Consider the following 17,429-nt stretch of genomic DNA (forward strand, 5'->3'; position numbering starts at 1 on the left):
GGTAGCAGTCGGCGGCACTGACTTTCTGACAGCGTTTTGACACGTCTGTTCGCGCCGTGCGGGGAATTTCTCGGGTGACGTCGCGTCCGGACGCTCCAGGGGCGTCATCTTGGACGCATCGGCGCGCTCAGAGACGCCCGGAACCGGCCTCAGCCGAAGGTGTCGCGGGGACCGCGGGCCCCGTAGTTACGTGGGCCCTGCTTCCACGTCGGCCCCGACGGACCCAGGATTTTCAGCGAAGTGACGACCCCGTCGCCGACGGCGGCGGCGATTTTCGCCAAAATCTGGGACTGCACCATCCGCAACTGGGTCGCCCAGGCCGTGGATTCCGCCGTCACCGTCAGAATGCCCTCGCGTAATGAGGTGGGGGAGGCGTGCTCCGCGATCTGGTCGCCGACCACCGTCGACCACTGGCCGAACACCGATCCTTCGGCCATCCGGCCCGACCAGCCCCGGTTGCGGGCCATATCCATGGTCGCCGAGCCCAGCAACTGCGGATCCCGGCGATCGGGCCCGGGTCCGGACCAGGTGCGCCGGCCGCCGCCGCGTCGCGCCTTGGAGACGGGGGCGTTCCGGCCCCGGCCGACATCTTTTCCTTGGCTGCGGGCCGCGCCGCGCGCTTCCTCCAGCGTGCGACGCACCAGATCCATGCCCTTCAGATGGGCGAGATGCGGTGGCGGAAAAGCACTTTCCGGCATGTCAGGCTTCGCGGGCTCGTCTGCCCCGTCCGGTTGATTCGTTCGGTCAGCCTCGCTCATGCGTCCACCACCGAAATCCGCCCGCCGTCGTCGTCGTCGCGCATCACCACATTGATCCGGGTGCCGTCCCAGTCCTGGGGAATGTCATCGGGCACCGCGGCAGTGACCAAAACCTGCTCCGCCGATTGTGCCACGTCGGCGAGCGCCCGACGGCGTGCCGAATCGAGTTCGGCGAAGACGTCATCAAGGAGCAGGACCGGGTCGGTGCCGTCGGTGCGCAGCAGTTCGTACGCGCCCAGCCGCAACGCCAGGGCCATGGACCACGATTCGCCGTGGCTGGCAAAACCTTTCGCGAGCTGATCGCCGAGGCGCAGCTCGAGATCATCGCGGTGCGGGCCGACCAGGCACACGCCGCGCTCAAGTTCCGCGGACCGGCGCCGGGTGAGTTCGTCGAGCAGTGCGGTCTGATACGCCGCGATGTCGGTGGACCCGGTGCCGGCCTGTTCCTCGACGGCCGCCACGGAACTGCGGTAGCGCACCGACGCGGGCCGCGACGACGGCGCCAGCAGGTGGTAGGCCTTCGTGATCTCCGGGTGCAACTCGTTGATGAGGTCGACGCGAGCGGCGATCAGTTCGGCACCGTGACTGGCCAGGTGACCGTCCCAGACATCGAGGGTTTCCAGCGCGCCGGCATCACTGCCGCGAAAACGGCTGGCGCCCGCGGATTTCAGCAGTGCGGTGCGCTGCCGGACGACTTTTTCGTAATCCGCGCGCACCCCACCCAACCGGGGCCGACGGGTGCTGGCCAGTTCGTCGAGATAACGCCGGCGCTCCCCGGGATCGCCGCGAACCAGCGACAGATCTTCCGGTGCGAACAACACCGCCCGAAGGGCGCCGAGAATTTCGCGGGCCGACCGGACGGGGGAGCGGTTCAGCCGGGCTTTGTTCGCGCGGCCCGCGGTGATGTCGAGATCCACCGCGAGTTCCCGGCCCTCGTTGACCACGATGGTGGACACCACCGCCCGCTCACAGCCAGACCGGATCAACGGTGCGTCAGACGCCACCCGGTGAGAGCCGAGCGTGGCGGTATACCACAGGGCCTCAACGATATTGGTCTTGCCGAAACCGTTCTGGCCGACGAACACGGTCCGACCCGGAGCCAGTTCCAGGTCGAGCCGCGGCCATGATCGGAAGTCGGTCAGGGTGAGCTGTCGAACGAACACCTAGCCGGACTTACTGACCCTCTGTACGGCGTGGCCACCGAACTGATTACGAAGTGCTGCAACGGCTTTCATGGTCGGCGAGTCCTCCTGTCGAGACAGGAACCGCGCGAACAGCGACGCCGCGATGCCCGGCACGGGGACCCGCAACCGGATGGCTTCCTCGACCGTCCACCGGCCTTCACCGGAGTCCTCGGTGTAGCCGCTGATGTCGGCCAACTGGGGATCTTCCTTGAGCGCCTTGGCCAGCAGCTGCTGCAGCCAGGACCGCACGACGGTGCCGTTGGACCAGGCCTGGTAGACCGCCTGCGGACTCGTGATCAATGGCTCGGCGGCGAGCATCTCGTAACCCTCGCCGTAGGCGGTCATCAGCGCGTACTCCACGCCGTTGTGCACCATCTTGGCGAAATGTCCGGCACCGACCGGGCCGGCGTGGACGAAGCCGTCGGCGAGATCTCCCTCGGGTCGCAGCGTCTCGAAGATCGGCATGACGCGCGCGACGTCGTCGTCACTGCCGCCGATCATCAGGCCGTAGCCCTCGGTCAGTCCCCAGACGCCACCGGAAACCCCGGCGTCGATGAAGCCGATACCCTTGTCCGCCAACAGTTTTGCGTGAATACCGTCTTCGGTGTAGCGCGAGTTGCCACCGTCGATCACCAGGTCACCGGAGCTCAGCACCCCGGCGAGATCCTCGATGGTCTCGCGGGTGATCTCACCCGAGGGCACCATGACCCACACCACGCGTGGCGCCTCCAGCTGCTCGGCGAGGGCCGCGAGTGACGGCACGTCGCTGACCTCGGGCCGCGGGTCGTATCCGATGACTTCGTGGCCGCCACCGCGCAGACGCTCGCGCATGTTGAAGCCCATTTTTCCGAGGCCGATCAACCCCAGCTGCATGTGTGCGTCCTCCGCTGTTCGGTTCCGGTCAGCCCGGCAGGCGCACTGGCATCAACAAGTACACGTAGTCGGTGTCCCCGGCGGGGAACGGTCCGGATCCCGAGTACTGATTCTCCCCGGCCGGACGCAACACCGCAGGCTTGCTGGGGGTGGTGAAGCCGAAAGTGACGCGGTCGGCGTGCAGCGAACCCAACCCGTCGGTGAGATAGGTGGGGTTGAACGCGATGGTCAGCGGCTCACCGTAGAACTCGACCGGCAGGTCTTCCTCGGCGCGACCGACGTCGTCGGCACCGGCTGACAGCCGCAGGATGTCGTCGGCGAACTCCATCCGGACCTGGGCACCACGATCAGCGACCAGCGCGACACGCTTGATGGCCTCGGCGAGCTCGGCGACACCGATGGTGGCCACTGCGGTGTGCTCAGCCGGCAGCAGCTGGCGGAATTTCGGGAATTCGGCATCCAGCAGGCGCGTGGTGGTGCGCTTGCCATTGCTGCGGATACCCAGCATCCCGTCCTTGCCGACGGCCTGACCGGCACCCAGCGACAGGTGCACCTCGTTGCCGTCGGATCCGGACTTGGCGGACTCCGCGAGGGTCTTGGCCGGAACCAGCACGGCGGCTTCGAGATCCGGCACCGCGGAATTCCACGTGAGCTCGCGGACCGCGAGTCGGAAGCGGTCGGTGGCCGCCAGGACGACCTTCTCGCCCGAGATCTCGACGCGGACACCGGTCAGCATCGGCAGGGTGTCATCGCGGCCGGCGGCGACCGCCACCTGGCCGATGGCCTCGGAGAAGACGCTGGCGGGCACGACGCCGGTCTCGTCCGGCAGCGCCGGCAGCGCGGGGTAGTCCTCGACCGCCATGGTCGGCAGCGAGAAGCGGGCGCTACCGCAGCTCAGCGCCACCCGGGTGCCTTCGACGCTGAGTTCGACGGGCTTGGCCGGCAGTGCGCGAGTGATGTCCGAGAGCAGCTTGCCCGACACCAAAACGCTACCGGGAGAAGAGATTTCAGCTGCGACGCGAACTTCGGCGGATACCTCGTAGTCGTATCCGGAGATGGTCAGACCGTCGTCGGAGCCGGTCAGCAGCACACCGGCCAGGACCGGGTTCAGCGGCCGGGACGGCAGGATCCGGGCCACCCAGGCCACGGCGTCGGCGAAATCTTCCCGAACCAGACGGAACTTCAAATCGGTCAGACCCGCTGTCGTCGCCACGTCCATAGCGTCCCTTCGCTGTAACCCCACCACGCTTGCCTGCCGGATCCCGCCGTGAGGCGAAGGCACCACGCATCGGCGTTGGTTCCGGCTATCGAACAACACCGTAGAGCGTTCCGCGTGAAGTTGAAAGCTAAACGATCAGGCCGGAGAGCGCACGATGACCCCCGGAAACCTGTCGGGATCCGGTTGTCCACCGGGAGTTTCCCCACCGGACTGCTTTTAGAAGAAGATCTAGAGAGATCTAAAGGTATTAGTAATAGGGGTTGTGCACGCTGTGGATGGATCCACGGAGTTGCTGGTGGAGGGCTCACCGGCGGGATCCGGGCCTGTGCGCAGACTGTGCAGGCGCCGTTAATCCAATCCGTGTATTTGTGGAGCGATCTGGCCGTGTGGATTGTTCTGAGCAAAATCCCAGGGTTTATCCCATGTAGTACACAGCGCTGTGCACAGCCGAATCGTGTGACAAAAGATGCCTGTGTTGCCAAAGTTTTTTCTGACGAACCGGCACGACGGCGCGAAAATCGGCCTGGATCTCGTCGGATCCGGGCGATGGGAAGAGCACGCTTGTGCCGAAAAACAACACCGGCCCGCAGGCGTGAGCGCCCGGGGCCGGTGTTGGAAGAGACGGATTCAGTGCTTGGAACGCTGCCGGATCCGGGTGGTGAGCTCTTTGACATGATCGAAAACCTCACGCCGCGAAGCCATTTCCTTCTTGATCTTGCGCTCGGCGTACATCACCGTGGTGTGGTCGCGGCCGAAGGCCTGGCCGATCCGCGGCAATGACAGGTCCGTGAGCTCCCGGCACAGATACATGGCGATCTGCCGGGAGAGCGCGACGGCGCGGGTCTTTCCGGGGCCGCGAAGCTCCTCGACGCTGGTCTCGAAGTACTCGGCCGTGGCCGCCATGATCGTGGCGATACTGATCTGGGTGGTGCCGGCGTCGGCGATGAGATCTCGCAGCACAATCTCAGCCAGGGACTTGTCGATCATCGTCTTGTTGAGCGACGCGAACGCCGTCACGCGGATCAACGCACCCTCGAGCTCGCGGATATTCCGGTCGATGCGACTGGCAATCAGCTCCAGCACGTCGTCTGGCACATCCAGCCGATCCATCTGCGCCTTCTTGCGCAGGATCGCGATGCGGGTCTCCAGCTCGGGCGGCTGAATGTCGGTGATCAGACCCCATTCGAACCGGGTGCGCAGCCGGTCTTCCAGCGTCGCAAGCTGTTTCGGCGGCCGGTCCGACGAGATGACGATCTGCTTGTTCGCGTTGTGCAGCGTATTGAAGGTATGGAAGAACTCTTCCTGAGTGCTTTCCTTGCCTTCGATGAACTGGATGTCATCGACCAGCAGCACGTCGATGTCGCGGAAGCTGCGCTTGAACGACGCCGTCCGGTCGTCACGCAACGAGTTGATGAAGTCGTTGGTGAACTGCTCGGTCGAGACGTACTTCACTCGCATGCCCGGGAAGAGCTTCTGTGCGTAATTGCCCGCCGCATGCAGCAGGTGCGTCTTGCCCAGTCCCGACTCACCCCAGATGAACAGTGGGTTGTAGGCCCGGGCCGGCGCCTCGGCGATGGCCAATGTCGCGGCGTGCGCGAACCGGTTGGACGCCCCGATGACAAAGGTGTCGAAGGTGTAGCGCCGGTTGAGGCTCAGATCAGCGGATTCGTCGGCGGGCGGCCGGTTGAAGTACCGGGGCCAGCTCTCCTCGGCGCTCGAGAGCTCCTCGGTGTCGTCGTCGAGGTCGTCGGCCGCGGTGAGCGGTTCGGGCTCGGGAGCCTCAGCCGGCTCCGACGGCACCGACCGGTCGTCGGTGTCCGGGACCGCGATACGAACGCCCAGGTCAACGCGCTGTCCGAGGTGCCGGCTCAACGCGGCGATGATCGGTTCGCGCAGGTGGCGTTCGATCTCGTTCTGGACGAACTGGGTCGGCACCGACAGCAACGCGAAACCTTCGGTCAGCACCAGCGGCTGAACCATGCGCAACCAGGCCCGTTGTTGGGCGGTCAGCGTCGTGGTGCCGCCGAGGTCACCGTTGAGTTCGGCAACCACGCTTTTCCAGATGTCGGTGAACGATGCACCCGGGCTAGCGGTCAACGACTACTACCCCCTCGGAGCCGCCTGACCGGCGGCTCAATAAAACGACGACAATCTGTCCACATAGTTATCCACAGACTGTGGACAAAGTAGAAGAATGCCGTCGTGCTCGTGTTTTGCATGCAGGAAGCCCGCGCGCTGAGGCTCGTCACAGGAACGTCTGTGGGCTCGTAGCGTCGGGACCTCTCTGGCTTGTTGTCTTGCGCCGTCGTGCAACGGCATTGGCAGAAGCTAACAAGTTTTCTGTTCGTCCGCCAACCGTTCGGCAACATTGGTTCGAGGTTCTTGGGCGTGTCGGCTTGCCACGTTGCGAGTGTTACAACTGTGACGAGCACAAGCGCGTTCCCGCTGCGCTTCCCTCTCGATGCGGTAACGGTTCCTGACGTGGGACGGCGAGGTTTGACCCGGGGAATTCAGATCAGTACCCTCGAACAGTCGCCCACAAGTGGTGATACGGCTGCGACTGGGGAAGTTCTGCCACGAACTTTATCGGTACCGCGCCGGCTAGCAAGCAAGATGCGTGCGCTTACCAGCGACGACCGTGCCCACCGGCATGACTCGTTCATGTCGGTGGCGAGTGCGGGCGTCACATAGTTGAGGAGATATAGCCGTGGCCAAGGGCAAGCGGACTTTCCAGCCGAACAACCGCCGTCGGGCTCGTGTGCACGGCTTCCGTCTGCGTATGCGGACCCGCGCCGGCCGCGCCATCGTGTCGGCACGCCGCGGCAAGGGCCGTCGCTCTCTCACTGCGTGACCTGACGCAGGATCGAAGCACCGTGCTTCCGGCTCGTAACCGGATGACGCGCTCGACAGACTTTCGAGTCACCGTGAACCGCGGTGTCCGTGCGGCACAGCGGGATCTCGTGGTGCATTCGTTGGCACCCGGAGCTCCCGACGGCGCCGAGTCAAACACCGAGGACGCGCCGAAAGTCGGTCTCGTCGTAGGTAAATCGGTCGGCAATGCCGTCCAGCGGCACCGGGTGTCCCGTCAGCTCCGTCATGCCAGTCGTGATCTGCTGCCCGAGCTGAGGAGCGGCGAGCTGTTGGTGATCCGGGCCCTGCCCGGCAGTCGCGAGGCGGCCACCGCCACGTTGCAGGACGAACTACGAGTGGCTGTGCAGCGCGCTCACGCAAAGTCCGGATCCCGGCAATGACAGGTCGGCTGGCCCGCGGGCTGATCTTTCTCATCGAGCTGTACCGCAACATGGTGTCGCCGATGCGTCTGCCCAGCTGCCGGTTCAGCCCCACCTGTAGTGAATACGCCGTCGAGGCGCTCACCGAACACGGTCTCTTCCGCGGTTGTTGGTTGACGACAGTCCGGCTGGCCAAGTGTGGCCCGTGGCATCACGGGGGATGGGACCCCATCCCCGAAAGACGGTCCGCGGCAACCGCCGCGCAGTCAAGGAGCGATTCGCTTGTCTTTTAACTGGTTCAGCCTGGACTACATCTATTACCCGGTATCGGGGATCATGTGGCTCTGGTACAAGCTCTTCGGCGCGATCCTCGGCGCGGAGAACTTCTTCGCCTGGGGCCTGTCGGTGATGTTCCTGGTGTTCACCCTGCGTGCCATCCTGTACCGGCCGTTCGTCCGCCAGATCGAGACCACCCGTCAGATGCAGGAACTGCAGCCCCAGATCAAGGAACTGCAGAAGAAGTACGGCAAAGACCGCCAGCGGCTCGCGCTCGAGATGCAGAAGCTGCAGAGCGAACACGGTTTCAACCCGCTCCTGGGCTGTCTGCCGATGCTGGCGCAGATTCCGGTGTTCCTTGGCCTGTTCCACGTTCTGCGGTCGTTCAACCGGACTGAGGGCGCCGGGATGGGGATCGGGGCGCAGGCACTGTCCCTGGAAGAGAACCGGACGACCGGCAACTACTTCTTCAGTGCCGTCGACGTCAGCCACTTCCTGAACACAGACTTTTTCGGTGCGCCGTTGGGCGCCACCATGATTCAGACCGGCGAGAGCCTCAAGGCGTTCGCCCACTTCGACCGCATGTCGGTGATCCTGGTCGGCATCCCGCTGATGATCGTGTCCGGTATCGCCACGCACATGAACAGCCGCGCGTCGGTGGCCCGGCAGAGCCCCGAAGCGGCCGGCAACCCGCAGACCGCGCTGATGAACAAGCTCGCGCTGTACGTGTTCCCGTTGGGCGTGGTGGTTTCCGGGCCGTTCCTGCCGATCGCCATCCTGATGTACTGGGTGGCCAACAACATCTGGACCTACGGTCAGCAGCATGTGGTGTTCAACCGGATCGAGAAGCGTGAGGCGGAGGAGAAGGAGCAGGCGATCGCACGTCGCTCCGCCAACGCCCCCGCACCCGGTGTGAAGCCGAACAGGTCGAAGAAGGGCAATCCGCCGGCAGCCCCGGCGAGCGCCGGCACCGACGTCGAACAGACGGCTACGGAGCTCGACGGCACGACGGAATCCGATTCTGCGGGGTCGAAGCCGGCCCCGGGTGCCAAGCCCAACAAGAAGAAGCGTTGACCGGCCAGAGGGTAAAGACCCTGAGCGACGGCCGGTGCAAGAGGGAGAAGGCAGGGATATGACAGACACAGAAACGCAGGCGGAAGCCGGCATCGAGGCCGAGGCCCCGACGACGACTGCGGCCGCTCCTGCAAGCAAGGGCGAGGATCTCGAAGAGCGCCTGGTCGCCGAAGGTGAGATCGCCGGGGATTACCTCGAGGAACTCCTCGATCTGCTGGACTTCGATGGTGACATCGATCTGGACGTCGAAGGGGACCGCGCGATCGTCAGCATCGACGGTGGCAACGATCTGACGAAGCTGGTCGGTCGCAAGGGCGAGGTGCTGGATGCACTCCAGGAGCTGACCCGGCTGGCCGTGCACCAGAAGACCGGCGAGCGCAGCCGGCTGATGCTGGACATCGCCAAGTGGCGTCGGCAGCGGCGTGATGAACTGGCAGCGCTCGGCCAGAAGGTGGCCGACCGGGTGCTGGCCTCGGGCGAGCGCGAAGAGCTGTCGCCGATGACGCCGTTCGAGCGCAAGATCGTGCACGACGCCGTCGCGGCCGTGGATGGTGTGCACAGCGAGAGCGAGGGCGTCGAGCCGTCTCGCCGGGTGGTTGTCCTGCCTGATTGAGCACCTTAATTACATCGATGTTGTTCGTCGGCGGCGAGCTGGCGGGGAAAGCGGAGGCTGTTTCACGTGAAACATGGTGACGCCCCATCCCCACCGGCCGCCGCCGTCGACGTTTTTGGTGACCGTGCCGAGCTGGCACAGCGCTATGCGGAGATCCTCGCGGGCGACGGAATCGAACGAGGACTGATCGGACCGTCCGAAGTCAGCCGACTCTGGGACCGTCACGTGATGAATTGCGCCGCTATAGGTGAGTTGGTCGCCAGCGGCGAACGAATCGGCGATATCGGCAGTGGAGCCGGCCTGCCGGGGATCCCGTTGGCGCTCGCCCGGCCCGACGTTCACGTGGTTCTGATCGAGCCGCTGCTGCGCCGCGCCGACTTCCTGCGGGAAGTCGTGGCCGAGCTCGGTATTGACGTGACCGTGATTCGCGGTCGCGCCGAGGAGCGGGCGGTGCGGGCCGAGGCAGGGGAGCTCGACGTCGTCACCTCCCGAGCGGTGGCCGCCCTCGACAAGCTGGCCAAGTGGAGCCTGCCGCTCCTGAAAGTCGACGGCCGGATGCTGGCCCTCAAGGGGGAGCGGGCGGCCGACGAAATCGTCGAACACCGTCGGGCACTCAACTCACTCGGTGCTGTGGACGTAAGGGTGGTGAAATGTGGCGTGAACTATTTGACTCCGCCCGCAACCGTGGTCGTGGCGACGCGCGGAGCCAAGCGCGCAGGGACCGGCCGAGCGGTGAAGAACCGGCGATGACATCGCCGGCCAGGGGGAGCAACATGTCCCAGGTTTCGAAAGCGGCCGACCCGGCCGCCACATCAGGAAAGGCAGCAATCGATGCCGATGTTTCACGTGAAACGTGGACCCCAAGCGTGACCATGGATACGCCGATCGGGGCGGAAGCCGAACGCGCGGTCCAGATCATTCACGGAGCCAAGGGACAGCAGCTGCCGCGCCCGGAGCACCAGCGGGTGTTCACGATCGCCAACCAGAAGGGTGGCGTCGGTAAGACGACCACCGCGGTCAACATGGCCGCGGCCCTGGCGCTGCAGGGTCTGAACGTTCTGGTCATCGACCTGGACCCCCAGGGCAACGCCAGCACGGCGCTGGGCATTGAGCACCGGCCGGGTACGGCGTCGTCGTACGAGGTGCTGATCGGGGAGATCACCCTGGAGAGCGCGCTGCAGCGCAGCCCGCACAACGAGCGCCTGTACTGCGTCCCGGCGACCATCGACCTGGCCGGCGCCGAGATCGAGTTGGTCAGCATGGTGGCACGTGAAACGCGGCTGCGGAACGCGCTCGCCACGCTGAAAGACCACAACTTCGACTACGTCTTCATCGACTGCCCACCGTCGTTGGGTCTGCTGACCATCAACGCGCTTGTCGCGGCGCCGGAAGTCCTCATCCCGATCCAGTGCGAGTACTACGCCCTGGAAGGTGTGGGTCAGCTGCTCCGGAACATCGAGATGGTCAAGGCGCACCTGAATCCCCACCTCGACGTCACGACCGTCGTCCTCACCATGTACGACGGACGCACCAAACTCGCCGACCAGGTCGCGATGGATGTCCGCGACCACTTTGGCGATAAGGTTTTGCGGACCGTCATCCCACGCAGCGTCAAGGTTTCCGAGGCTCCGGGGTACGGCATGACGATCCTGGATTACGACCCGGGATCACGTGGAGCAATGAGCTATTTGGACGCCAGTCGTGAACTCGCCCAGCGTGGCGAGCACGGAGTGAGGAAGTAACGATGTCGCAGCCACGTAAGCGCAGCGGACTCGGTCGGGGACTGGCGGCGCTCATCCCGACCGGTGCACCCGAAGACGAGCAGCAGGACACCTCGCTGCGGATGGGGTCCGCCGCAGCCGACGTGGTGATCGGCGGCGCGCCGTCGATCCCGACCAACGGCACCGCGGCTGCGGCAGCGGCCAAGGCGGAAGCCGAAGCCATCGGTGCGGTGTACCGCGAGATCGAGCCGGCAGAGATCCAGCCGAACCCGCGCCAGCCGCGGACTGTCTTCGATGGCGACGCGCTCGCCGAGCTCGTGCACTCCATCCGCGAGTTCGGCCTCATGCAGCCCATCGTGGTGCGCGAGCTGAGCGAGCCGTCAGGCCCGCACAAGTACCAGCTGATCATGGGCGAGCGGCGGTGGCGCGCCTCGCAGGAGGCCGGCCTCACCGCCATTCCGGCGATCGTGCGCGAGACCGCCGACGACAACATGCTGCGCGACGCGCTGCTCGAGAACATTCACCGGGTCCAGCTGAACCCGCTCGAAGAGGCGTCGGCCTACCAGCAGCTGCTGGAGGAGTTCGACGTCACCCACGAGGAACTCGCGACCCGCATCGGCCGGTCGCGTCCGGTCATCACCAACATGATCCGTCTGCTGAAGCTGCCCATCGCGGTGCAGCGTCGGGTCGCCGCCGGTGTGCTGTCGGCCGGCCACGCCCGTGCCCTGCTGGCGCTCGAAGGGGGAGCGGAGAAGCAGGAGGAGCTCGCCGCCCGGATCGTGGCCGAGGGGCTGTCGGTGCGCGCGACGGAAGAAGCCGTCACTCTGGCCAACCGCGACGGTGACAAGCCGACGCCGGCACCGAAGCGCAAGCCGATCCAGATGCCCGGGCTGCAGGATGTGGCCGAGCAGCTGTCGACCGCGTTCGACACCAAGGTGACCGTGAGCCTGGGTAAGCGCAAAGGCAAGATCGTCGTCGAGTTCGGCTCGGTGGACGACCTTCAGCGCATCGTCGAACTGATGAAGACCGAACAGGGCTAACTGGCCGATTTTGGGGTTTGCGACAACCCGACCAGCCACCAGGACCCGTTACGTCACTGTGACGGTGAGGTTTTTTGGGTGTGCGGGACGGGGGAGGGGAACCGCGATGTTTCACGTGGAACAGTGCCGCATTTGGCCGCCGTCGATCTGGACTGAACAAATCGGGTCGGCGGCGTCCGCTTCTCCTATCCTGGAAGGGCAGCCTGATCCGATCGGGCGGACGACGGGAGTCTGGTGACATCACGAATCACGCCGCTGCGCCTCGAATCGTTCGAGCGGCTGCCGAAGCACGCGCGGCGTTGTGTCTTCTGGGAAGTCGACCCGTCGGCGCTCGGCGACAGCGAGCATCTCAGTGACCCCGAGTTCGAGAAAGAAGCATGGCTGTCGATGGTCATGCTCGAGTGGGGATCGTGCGGACAGCTGGCGGTAACCTGCGACCCGGACCGCGCCGAGGACCCCAACGATGACGCGCCCTGTCTGGGCTACGCGTTCTATGCGCCGCCGCGCGCAGTGCCCCGGGCGGGGCGCTTTCCCACCGGACCGGTCAGTCCTGACGCGGTGCTACTGACGTCCATCGGCGTCGACTCCGGTGAAGACGGCGAGGCGCTGTCGCGCCATCTCATCGCGGCCGTGGTCGCCGATCTGGTTCGTCGTGGTGTGCGGGCGCTGGAAGCGTTCGGCCGCACGACAGAGGTCGCCCAACTCGGTAGCCCACACGCGTGCCCGGCAGAGCTGGCGGCGACCGTCGAGGCGTTCGGGGAGTGCGCCGTCGAGCAGTGCGTGATCGAGGCCGACTTCCTCCAAGACAACGGGTTCGAGATCGTTGCGCCGCACCCATACTTCCCGCGACTGCGGCTGGAGCTGGAGCAGGGACTCGGCTGGAAGGCTGATGTTGAGGCCGCGCTGGAACGACTGCTGGAGAGCAACGCGTTGCAGCAGCCGGTGGGCGCGCTGCCCAGCCCGGTGCTGTGGACACCGCAGCGCTGAGATTGATCCGCGTGGACGCCAGTCCCAACTGAGTGGTTCCACGTGAAACACCGACCTTCCCGTACCCTCGCCGCCATGGAGCGTCGTCGATGAATCCGGATTCCTCGGGCCTGCTCGAAGTCGGCGACGGCAATCGGATGTACTGGGAAACGCGAGGCAATCCGGCCGGCCGGCCGGTCCTGATCGTCCACGGCGGCCCGGGTTCGGGCCGCTCGCGCAACGCCCACAAACAATTCGACCCGGACCTCTTCCGCGTCGTGTCTTTCGATCAACGTGGCTGCGGCGACAGCGTGCCGAGCGCGGCCGATCCGACGACGGACATGTCGTGCAACACCACCGAGCATCTGCTCGCCGACATGGAGGCGCTGCGGCGTCACCTGGGCATCGACCGGTGGCTGCTCTACGGCGGCTCCTGGGCGTCCACGTTGATCCTCGCCTACGCGCAGCGGCATCCCGAGCGGGTGCTCGGCATCGTGCTGATCGGCGTGACGATGACGCGGCCGCAGGAAGTCGATTGGCTGTACCGCGGGCTGCGGATCGTCCGGCCGGTCGAGTGGGAGCGGTTCCGCGACGGCGTGCCGGCGGAGCACCGGGACGGGAATCTCGTCGAGGCATACCGGCAGCTGCTGGACCATCCTGACGCCGCGGTGCGAGAGCGAGCCGCCCAGGACTGGTGCGCGTGGGAAGACGCCGCGATCGCCCACGAGACTCTGGGGAAGCCGGGTCAGTACACGGCGAAGTTGGATGCAGCGAGGCTGGCGTTCGTGCGGATCTGCACGCATTACTTCGCCCACAACGCATGGCTAGAAGACGGCCAACTGCTGCGCGATGCGCATCGACTCAAAGGCATCCCCGGTGTGCTGATCCACGGCCGCCTCGACCTCTCCGCGCCCGTGCGGACGGCATGGGAACTCGCGCAGGCATGGCCCGACGCCGAGCTTCGGATCATCGAGGACTCCGGCCACACGGGCAGCCCCGCGATGGCAGCGGCGATCACTGACGCGGTCGCGCGGTTCATTCCGCGGAGCTGACGGCGCGACGGTTCCACGTGAAACAACGGGGGTCGTAGGACAGCGCGCCGGGGGAGATACGCGTCTGCGCTGATGTTTGTGGCCCACCTCGGCGGCACGCTGATTAGCATGAGCGAACTGCGTGCGGGTACCCCATTGGTGGACTGGAGCGACGTGGGCGTGAGCGAGCTGCCGACCGGAACGGTGACGCTACTGCTGGCTGACGTCGAAGGCTCGACGCGGCTCTGGGAGACCCAGCCCGACCAGATGGCCGCCGCCATCGCGCGTCTCGATGAGACCGTCTCCGCCGCACTCATCACCCACGCCGGAGTCCGGCCGGTCGAGCAGGGGGAGGGCGACAGCTTCGTCGTCGCCTTCGGTTGTGCGTCGGACGCGGTGGCGTGCGCGCTGGATCTGCAGCGCGCGCCGCTGGCACCGATCCGGCTGCGCATCGGAATCCACACCGGCGAGGTCCGCCTGCGCGACGCCGGCAACTACATCGGCCCGACCATCAACCGCACCGCGCGACTCCGGGATCTCGGGCACGGCGGCCAGACGTTGTTGTCGGGAGTGACGGCGGCGCTGACCGAGGATCAGCTCCCGGACAGTGCGTCGCTGACCGACCTCGGCACGCACGTGATGCGCGATCTCCCGCGGCCGGAACGCGTCAGGCAGTTGTGTCACCCGGATCTGCGCAACGACTTCCCGCCGCTGCGGGCGCCGGGCTCCGTCGTCGCGCACGGACTGCCCGCCGAGTTGACGACCTTCATCGGGCGCCGGACCGAGACGACGAATCTGCGCGACGCCCTGGCCGCGCACCGGCTCGTCACCCTCAGCGGAGCCGGCGGCGCGGGCAAGACGCGGCTGGCGGTCCACGTGGCTGCCCGCGCGGTCGGCGACTATGACGACGGCGTCTGGTTCGTCGACCTGGCTCCGGTGACCAACCCCGACGCCGTGCCCGTCACCGCGGCCCGCGTGTTCGGGCTGCCCGACGAACCTGGCCGCTCCACGACGGACACCCTGCTGCGGTTCGTCCGCGACCGCCGACTCCTCATGGTGCTCGACAACTGCGAGCACGTCCTCGGCGCGAGCGCCACGTTCGTGGCGTCTCTGCTCGGGGCGGCACCGGGAGTCACCGTGTTGGCCACGAGCCGGGAGCCGCTCGGTGTCCCCGGGGAAGCGGTGTGGCAGGTGCCGTCCCTGTCGCTCGCCGACGAGGCCGTCGAGCTGTTCGCCGACCGGGCTCGGCTCGCGCGCGCCGACTTCGCCGTCACCGAGGACAACGCGGCGTCCGTTGCCCAGATCTGTCAGCGGCTCGACGGTATGCCGCTGGCGATCGAGTTCGCGGCGGCCCGGCTGCGCGCGCTGTCGCTGCCCGAGATCCTGGACAGCCTCCACGATCGCTTCCGGTTGCTCACCGGAAGTTCCCGGACGGCGGTGCGGCGGCAGCAGACGCTGCGCGCGTCCGTGGATTGGTCGCACGCCCTCTTGAGCGAGCCCGAGCGCGTGCTGTTCCGCCGGCTGGCGGTATTCCTCGGTGGCTTCGATCTGGGGGCCGCCCGGGCGGTAGCGGCGTCGGATGTGGCCGAGCGGTATCAGGTTCTCGATCAGCTGAGCCTGCTCGTGGACAAGTCTCTTGTCGTCGCCGAGAGCACGGCCGGCGGTACCCGTTACCGACTGCTGGAGACGGTGCGCCAGTACGGGTTGGAGAAGCTGGGGGAGTCGGGCGAAGCCGACGCGGTGCGGGTGCGCCATCGCGACCACTACGCGGCGCTGGCGGCCGCGCTCGATGGGGCCGGTCGGTCGGCGCGGAACCAACCGCGTCTCGACGACGTCGAACTCGAGATCGACAACCTGCGCGCCGCGTTCGAGTGGAGCCGGGACAGCGGGGACATCGCCGCGGCGGCGACGATGGTGTCGTCGTTGCAGCCGCTGTGGCTCAAGTGCGGCCGCATTCGGGAAGGGCTGGCGTGGTTCAGCAGCATGATGAGCGACGAGCACCTGCGTACCCTCCAGACGACGCCTGTGGCCTACGTACGGGTGCTGGCGGACAAGGCGGTACTCGATGTCTGGGCCGGTGTGTCCGGGAGCCTGGAGATGGCAGAGCGGGCCCTGCACCTTGCGCGACAGGTCGACGATCCAGTTCTGTTGGCCCGGGCGTTGACGGCGTGCGGCTTCGTCGCCGGCAACAGTGACGACCCCCGGCTGGCCCACCAGTACTTCGCGGAGGGCATCCCGATTGCGCGGGCGTCGAACGACATCTGGCGGCTGGGCGCGATCCTCACCTGGCAAGCCCAGGCGGCGTGCGTGGCCGGAGATCCCATGACGGCCCGCGCGGCTACCGAGGAAGTTCGTGATCTCGCCGAGGCCACCGGCGCCCGGTTCGACTCGCGAGAATGGCGCGCCAATCTGGCGTGGGCTCAACTGATGCAGGGGGAGTTGGACGCCGCCGTCGCGCACTTCCGGGCAGCTGTCGCCGAAGCCGAAGCGGCGCACGACTCGATCTGGACGGTGGGGGCACTTCAAGGTCTGGGCATCGCCTTGGCCTGGCGTGGTGAGGCGGCTGCCGCTCGAGCAGCGGCAGAGACTGCCGTGGAGCTAGCGGCAGATCTCGGTGAGTTCATGCTCGGCGTCGGCACTGCGGCCCTGGCTTCGGCGGCCCTCGCCCATGGCGATGTCGCGACAGCGCGGACGGCCAGCCTGGCGTCCGAACGCCATCTCAGCGTCCAGCCGGCTGCCGCGGTCACCACGTATGCGCGCACGGCCGAAGCGGAACTGGCGGGCGGTGATCTGGTGGCCGCGCGCCGGCTGGCCGACGAGGCGGTGCGGGTGAATGTGGGCTGGCATCTGATGCTCGCGGGCATCACCAGGGCCCGCGTGGCGATGGCCCAGGACCAACCGGATCAAGCGTCACGTGACGCTCACGCCGCGCTCGGTGTTGCTGTCGAAATTGGGGCCGCGGCCGGAGTTCCGGAAATCTTCGAATGTCTGGCGGCGCTGTCCGGCGATCACCGGGAGGCAGCCCGGCTCTACGGCGCAGCAGAGTCGATGCGCGGACACGTCGGTGCCGTTCGCTTCCAGGTCCACCAGGCGGGCTACGAGGCGTCGGTGGCGGCCCTGCGGGAGGCGATGGGGGAGAAGGACTTCGACGCCGCGTGGGCTGAGGGCGCCGGGCTGTCGGTCGAGGAGGCGATCGCGTACGCCCAACGCGGCCACGGCGAGCGCAAGCGACCGGCGAGCGGCTGGGGCTCGCTGACACCGGCCGAACGGGAGGTCGTGAAACTGGTGTGTGAAGGCTTGGGCAACAAGGACATTGCGACGCGGTTGTTCGTCTCCCCGCGGACCGTGCAGGCACACCTGACTCACGTCTACACCAAGCTCGGCCTCAGTTCGCGGATCCAGTTGATCCAGGAGGCCGGGCGCCAGGTGTGATGGGAGGGCGGT

Annotated in this window: 15 protein-coding genes and 1 pseudogene; 11 read left to right on the forward strand and 5 right to left on the reverse strand. The window is 66.6% G+C overall.

Annotated features, from left to right (window positions below; all coding sequences use genetic code 11):
- Positions 1 to 149 precede the first annotated feature (149 nt).
- The 5 genes and pseudogenes from A7G45_RS05810 to dnaA all read right to left on the reverse strand — a co-directional run bounded on the left by A7G45_RS05810 (position 150) and on the right by dnaA (position 6,131).
- Entirely contained in the window at positions 150 to 698 is a 549-nt protein-coding gene (locus tag A7G45_RS05810) for a DUF721 family protein (RefSeq protein ID WP_156127109.1), read from the reverse strand.
- A 56-nt stretch (positions 699 to 754) separates the two neighbouring features.
- Complete coding sequence (gene recF / locus A7G45_RS05815; protein ID WP_260934739.1) at positions 755 to 1,921, reverse strand: DNA replication/repair protein RecF; 1,167 nt, start codon at positions 1,919 to 1,921, stop codon at positions 755 to 757.
- A pseudogene (gnd, locus tag A7G45_RS05820) lies at positions 1,922 to 2,824 on the reverse strand (phosphogluconate dehydrogenase (NAD(+)-dependent, decarboxylating)); the annotation flags it as partial.
- A 19-nt stretch (positions 2,825 to 2,843) separates the two neighbouring features.
- A complete protein-coding gene (dnaN, locus tag A7G45_RS05825) occupies positions 2,844 to 4,034 on the reverse strand; it encodes a DNA polymerase III subunit beta (RefSeq protein ID WP_043391472.1) in 1,191 nt (396 codons plus the stop codon).
- 627 nt (positions 4,035 to 4,661) lie between these two features.
- Complete coding sequence (gene dnaA / locus A7G45_RS05830) at positions 4,662 to 6,131, reverse strand: chromosomal replication initiator protein DnaA (RefSeq protein ID WP_276554733.1); 1,470 nt, start codon at positions 6,129 to 6,131, stop codon at positions 4,662 to 4,664.
- A gap of 610 nt (positions 6,132 to 6,741) precedes the next feature.
- Between dnaA and rpmH the strand changes: the two genes are divergently transcribed.
- The 11 genes from rpmH to A7G45_RS05885 all read left to right on the forward strand — a co-directional run bounded on the left by rpmH (position 6,742) and on the right by A7G45_RS05885 (position 17,417).
- Positions 6,742 to 6,885: a 50S ribosomal protein L34 gene (rpmH, locus tag A7G45_RS05835; RefSeq protein ID WP_073695092.1), complete on the forward strand. Its 144-nt coding sequence runs from the start codon at positions 6,742 to 6,744 to the stop codon at positions 6,883 to 6,885.
- A 22-nt stretch (positions 6,886 to 6,907) separates the two neighbouring features.
- Positions 6,908 to 7,285, forward strand: coding sequence for a ribonuclease P protein component (gene rnpA / locus A7G45_RS05840; protein WP_260934765.1), 378 nt, complete (start codon positions 6,908 to 6,910; stop codon positions 7,283 to 7,285).
- Positions 7,282 to 7,557, forward strand: a complete 276-nt coding sequence (yidD, locus tag A7G45_RS05845; RefSeq protein ID WP_081936537.1) for a membrane protein insertion efficiency factor YidD — start codon at positions 7,282 to 7,284, stop codon at positions 7,555 to 7,557. The genes rnpA and yidD overlap by 4 nt, the downstream gene beginning before the upstream one ends.
- Before the next feature lie 43 nt (positions 7,558 to 7,600).
- Positions 7,601 to 8,614, forward strand: coding sequence for a membrane protein insertase YidC (gene yidC / locus A7G45_RS05850; RefSeq protein WP_377041986.1), 1,014 nt, complete (start codon positions 7,601 to 7,603; stop codon positions 8,612 to 8,614).
- 58 nt (positions 8,615 to 8,672) lie between these two features.
- Positions 8,673 to 9,227 carry a Jag family protein gene (locus A7G45_RS05855; protein WP_260934772.1) on the forward strand — a complete coding sequence of 185 codons (555 nt, stop codon included), beginning with the start codon at positions 8,673 to 8,675 and terminating at the stop codon, positions 9,225 to 9,227.
- Positions 9,228 to 9,293: 66 nt separating this feature from the next.
- On the forward strand, positions 9,294 to 9,977 hold the full coding sequence (rsmG, locus tag A7G45_RS05860) for a 16S rRNA (guanine(527)-N(7))-methyltransferase RsmG (RefSeq protein ID WP_260934775.1): 684 nt from the start codon (positions 9,294 to 9,296) through the stop codon (positions 9,975 to 9,977).
- Positions 9,978 to 10,000: 23 nt separating this feature from the next.
- On the forward strand, positions 10,001 to 10,969 hold the full coding sequence (locus A7G45_RS05865) for a ParA family protein (RefSeq protein ID WP_377041980.1): 969 nt from the start codon (positions 10,001 to 10,003) through the stop codon (positions 10,967 to 10,969).
- A 2-nt stretch (positions 10,970 to 10,971) separates the two neighbouring features.
- Positions 10,972 to 11,988, forward strand: a complete 1,017-nt coding sequence (locus A7G45_RS05870) for a ParB/RepB/Spo0J family partition protein (protein WP_071286393.1) — start codon at positions 10,972 to 10,974, stop codon at positions 11,986 to 11,988.
- Positions 11,989 to 12,222: 234 nt separating this feature from the next.
- On the forward strand, positions 12,223 to 12,975 hold the full coding sequence (locus tag A7G45_RS05875; protein WP_260934781.1) for an acetyltransferase: 753 nt from the start codon (positions 12,223 to 12,225) through the stop codon (positions 12,973 to 12,975).
- A gap of 89 nt (positions 12,976 to 13,064) precedes the next feature.
- Positions 13,065 to 14,006, forward strand: coding sequence for a prolyl aminopeptidase (gene pip, locus A7G45_RS05880; RefSeq protein WP_260934784.1), 942 nt, complete (start codon positions 13,065 to 13,067; stop codon positions 14,004 to 14,006).
- A 108-nt stretch (positions 14,007 to 14,114) separates the two neighbouring features.
- Positions 14,115 to 17,417, forward strand: a complete 3,303-nt coding sequence (locus A7G45_RS05885) for a helix-turn-helix transcriptional regulator (protein WP_260934787.1) — start codon at positions 14,115 to 14,117, stop codon at positions 17,415 to 17,417.
- Positions 17,418 to 17,429: the final 12 nt, after the last annotated feature.

Origin of the sequence: Mycolicibacterium llatzerense (genome assembly GCF_025331195.1) — a bacterium.
GTDB lineage: Bacteria > Actinomycetota > Actinomycetes > Mycobacteriales > Mycobacteriaceae > Mycobacterium > Mycobacterium llatzerense.

What these genes read in the sequence shown, in the direction of transcription:
- A7G45_RS05810 (WP_156127109.1), bottom strand. Translation starts at nt 698, where the DNA reads ATGCCGGAAAGTGCTTTTCCGCCACCGCATCTCGCCCATCTGAAGGGC.
- dnaN (WP_043391472.1), bottom strand. Translation starts at nt 4,034, where the DNA reads ATGGACGTGGCGACGACAGCGGGTCTGACCGATTTGAAGTTCCGTCTG.
- yidD (WP_081936537.1), top strand. Translation starts at nt 7,282, where the DNA reads ATGACAGGTCGGCTGGCCCGCGGGCTGATCTTTCTCATCGAGCTGTAC.
- yidC (WP_377041986.1), top strand. Translation starts at nt 7,601, where the DNA reads ATGTGGCTCTGGTACAAGCTCTTCGGCGCGATCCTCGGCGCGGAGAAC.
- A7G45_RS05855 (WP_260934772.1), top strand. Translation starts at nt 8,673, where the DNA reads ATGACAGACACAGAAACGCAGGCGGAAGCCGGCATCGAGGCCGAGGCC.
- A7G45_RS05865 (WP_377041980.1), top strand. Translation starts at nt 10,001, where the DNA reads ATGTCCCAGGTTTCGAAAGCGGCCGACCCGGCCGCCACATCAGGAAAG.
- A7G45_RS05870 (WP_071286393.1), top strand. Translation starts at nt 10,972, where the DNA reads ATGTCGCAGCCACGTAAGCGCAGCGGACTCGGTCGGGGACTGGCGGCG.
- pip (WP_260934784.1), top strand. Translation starts at nt 13,065, where the DNA reads ATGAATCCGGATTCCTCGGGCCTGCTCGAAGTCGGCGACGGCAATCGG.
- A7G45_RS05885 (WP_260934787.1), top strand. Translation starts at nt 14,115, where the DNA reads ATGAGCGAACTGCGTGCGGGTACCCCATTGGTGGACTGGAGCGACGTG.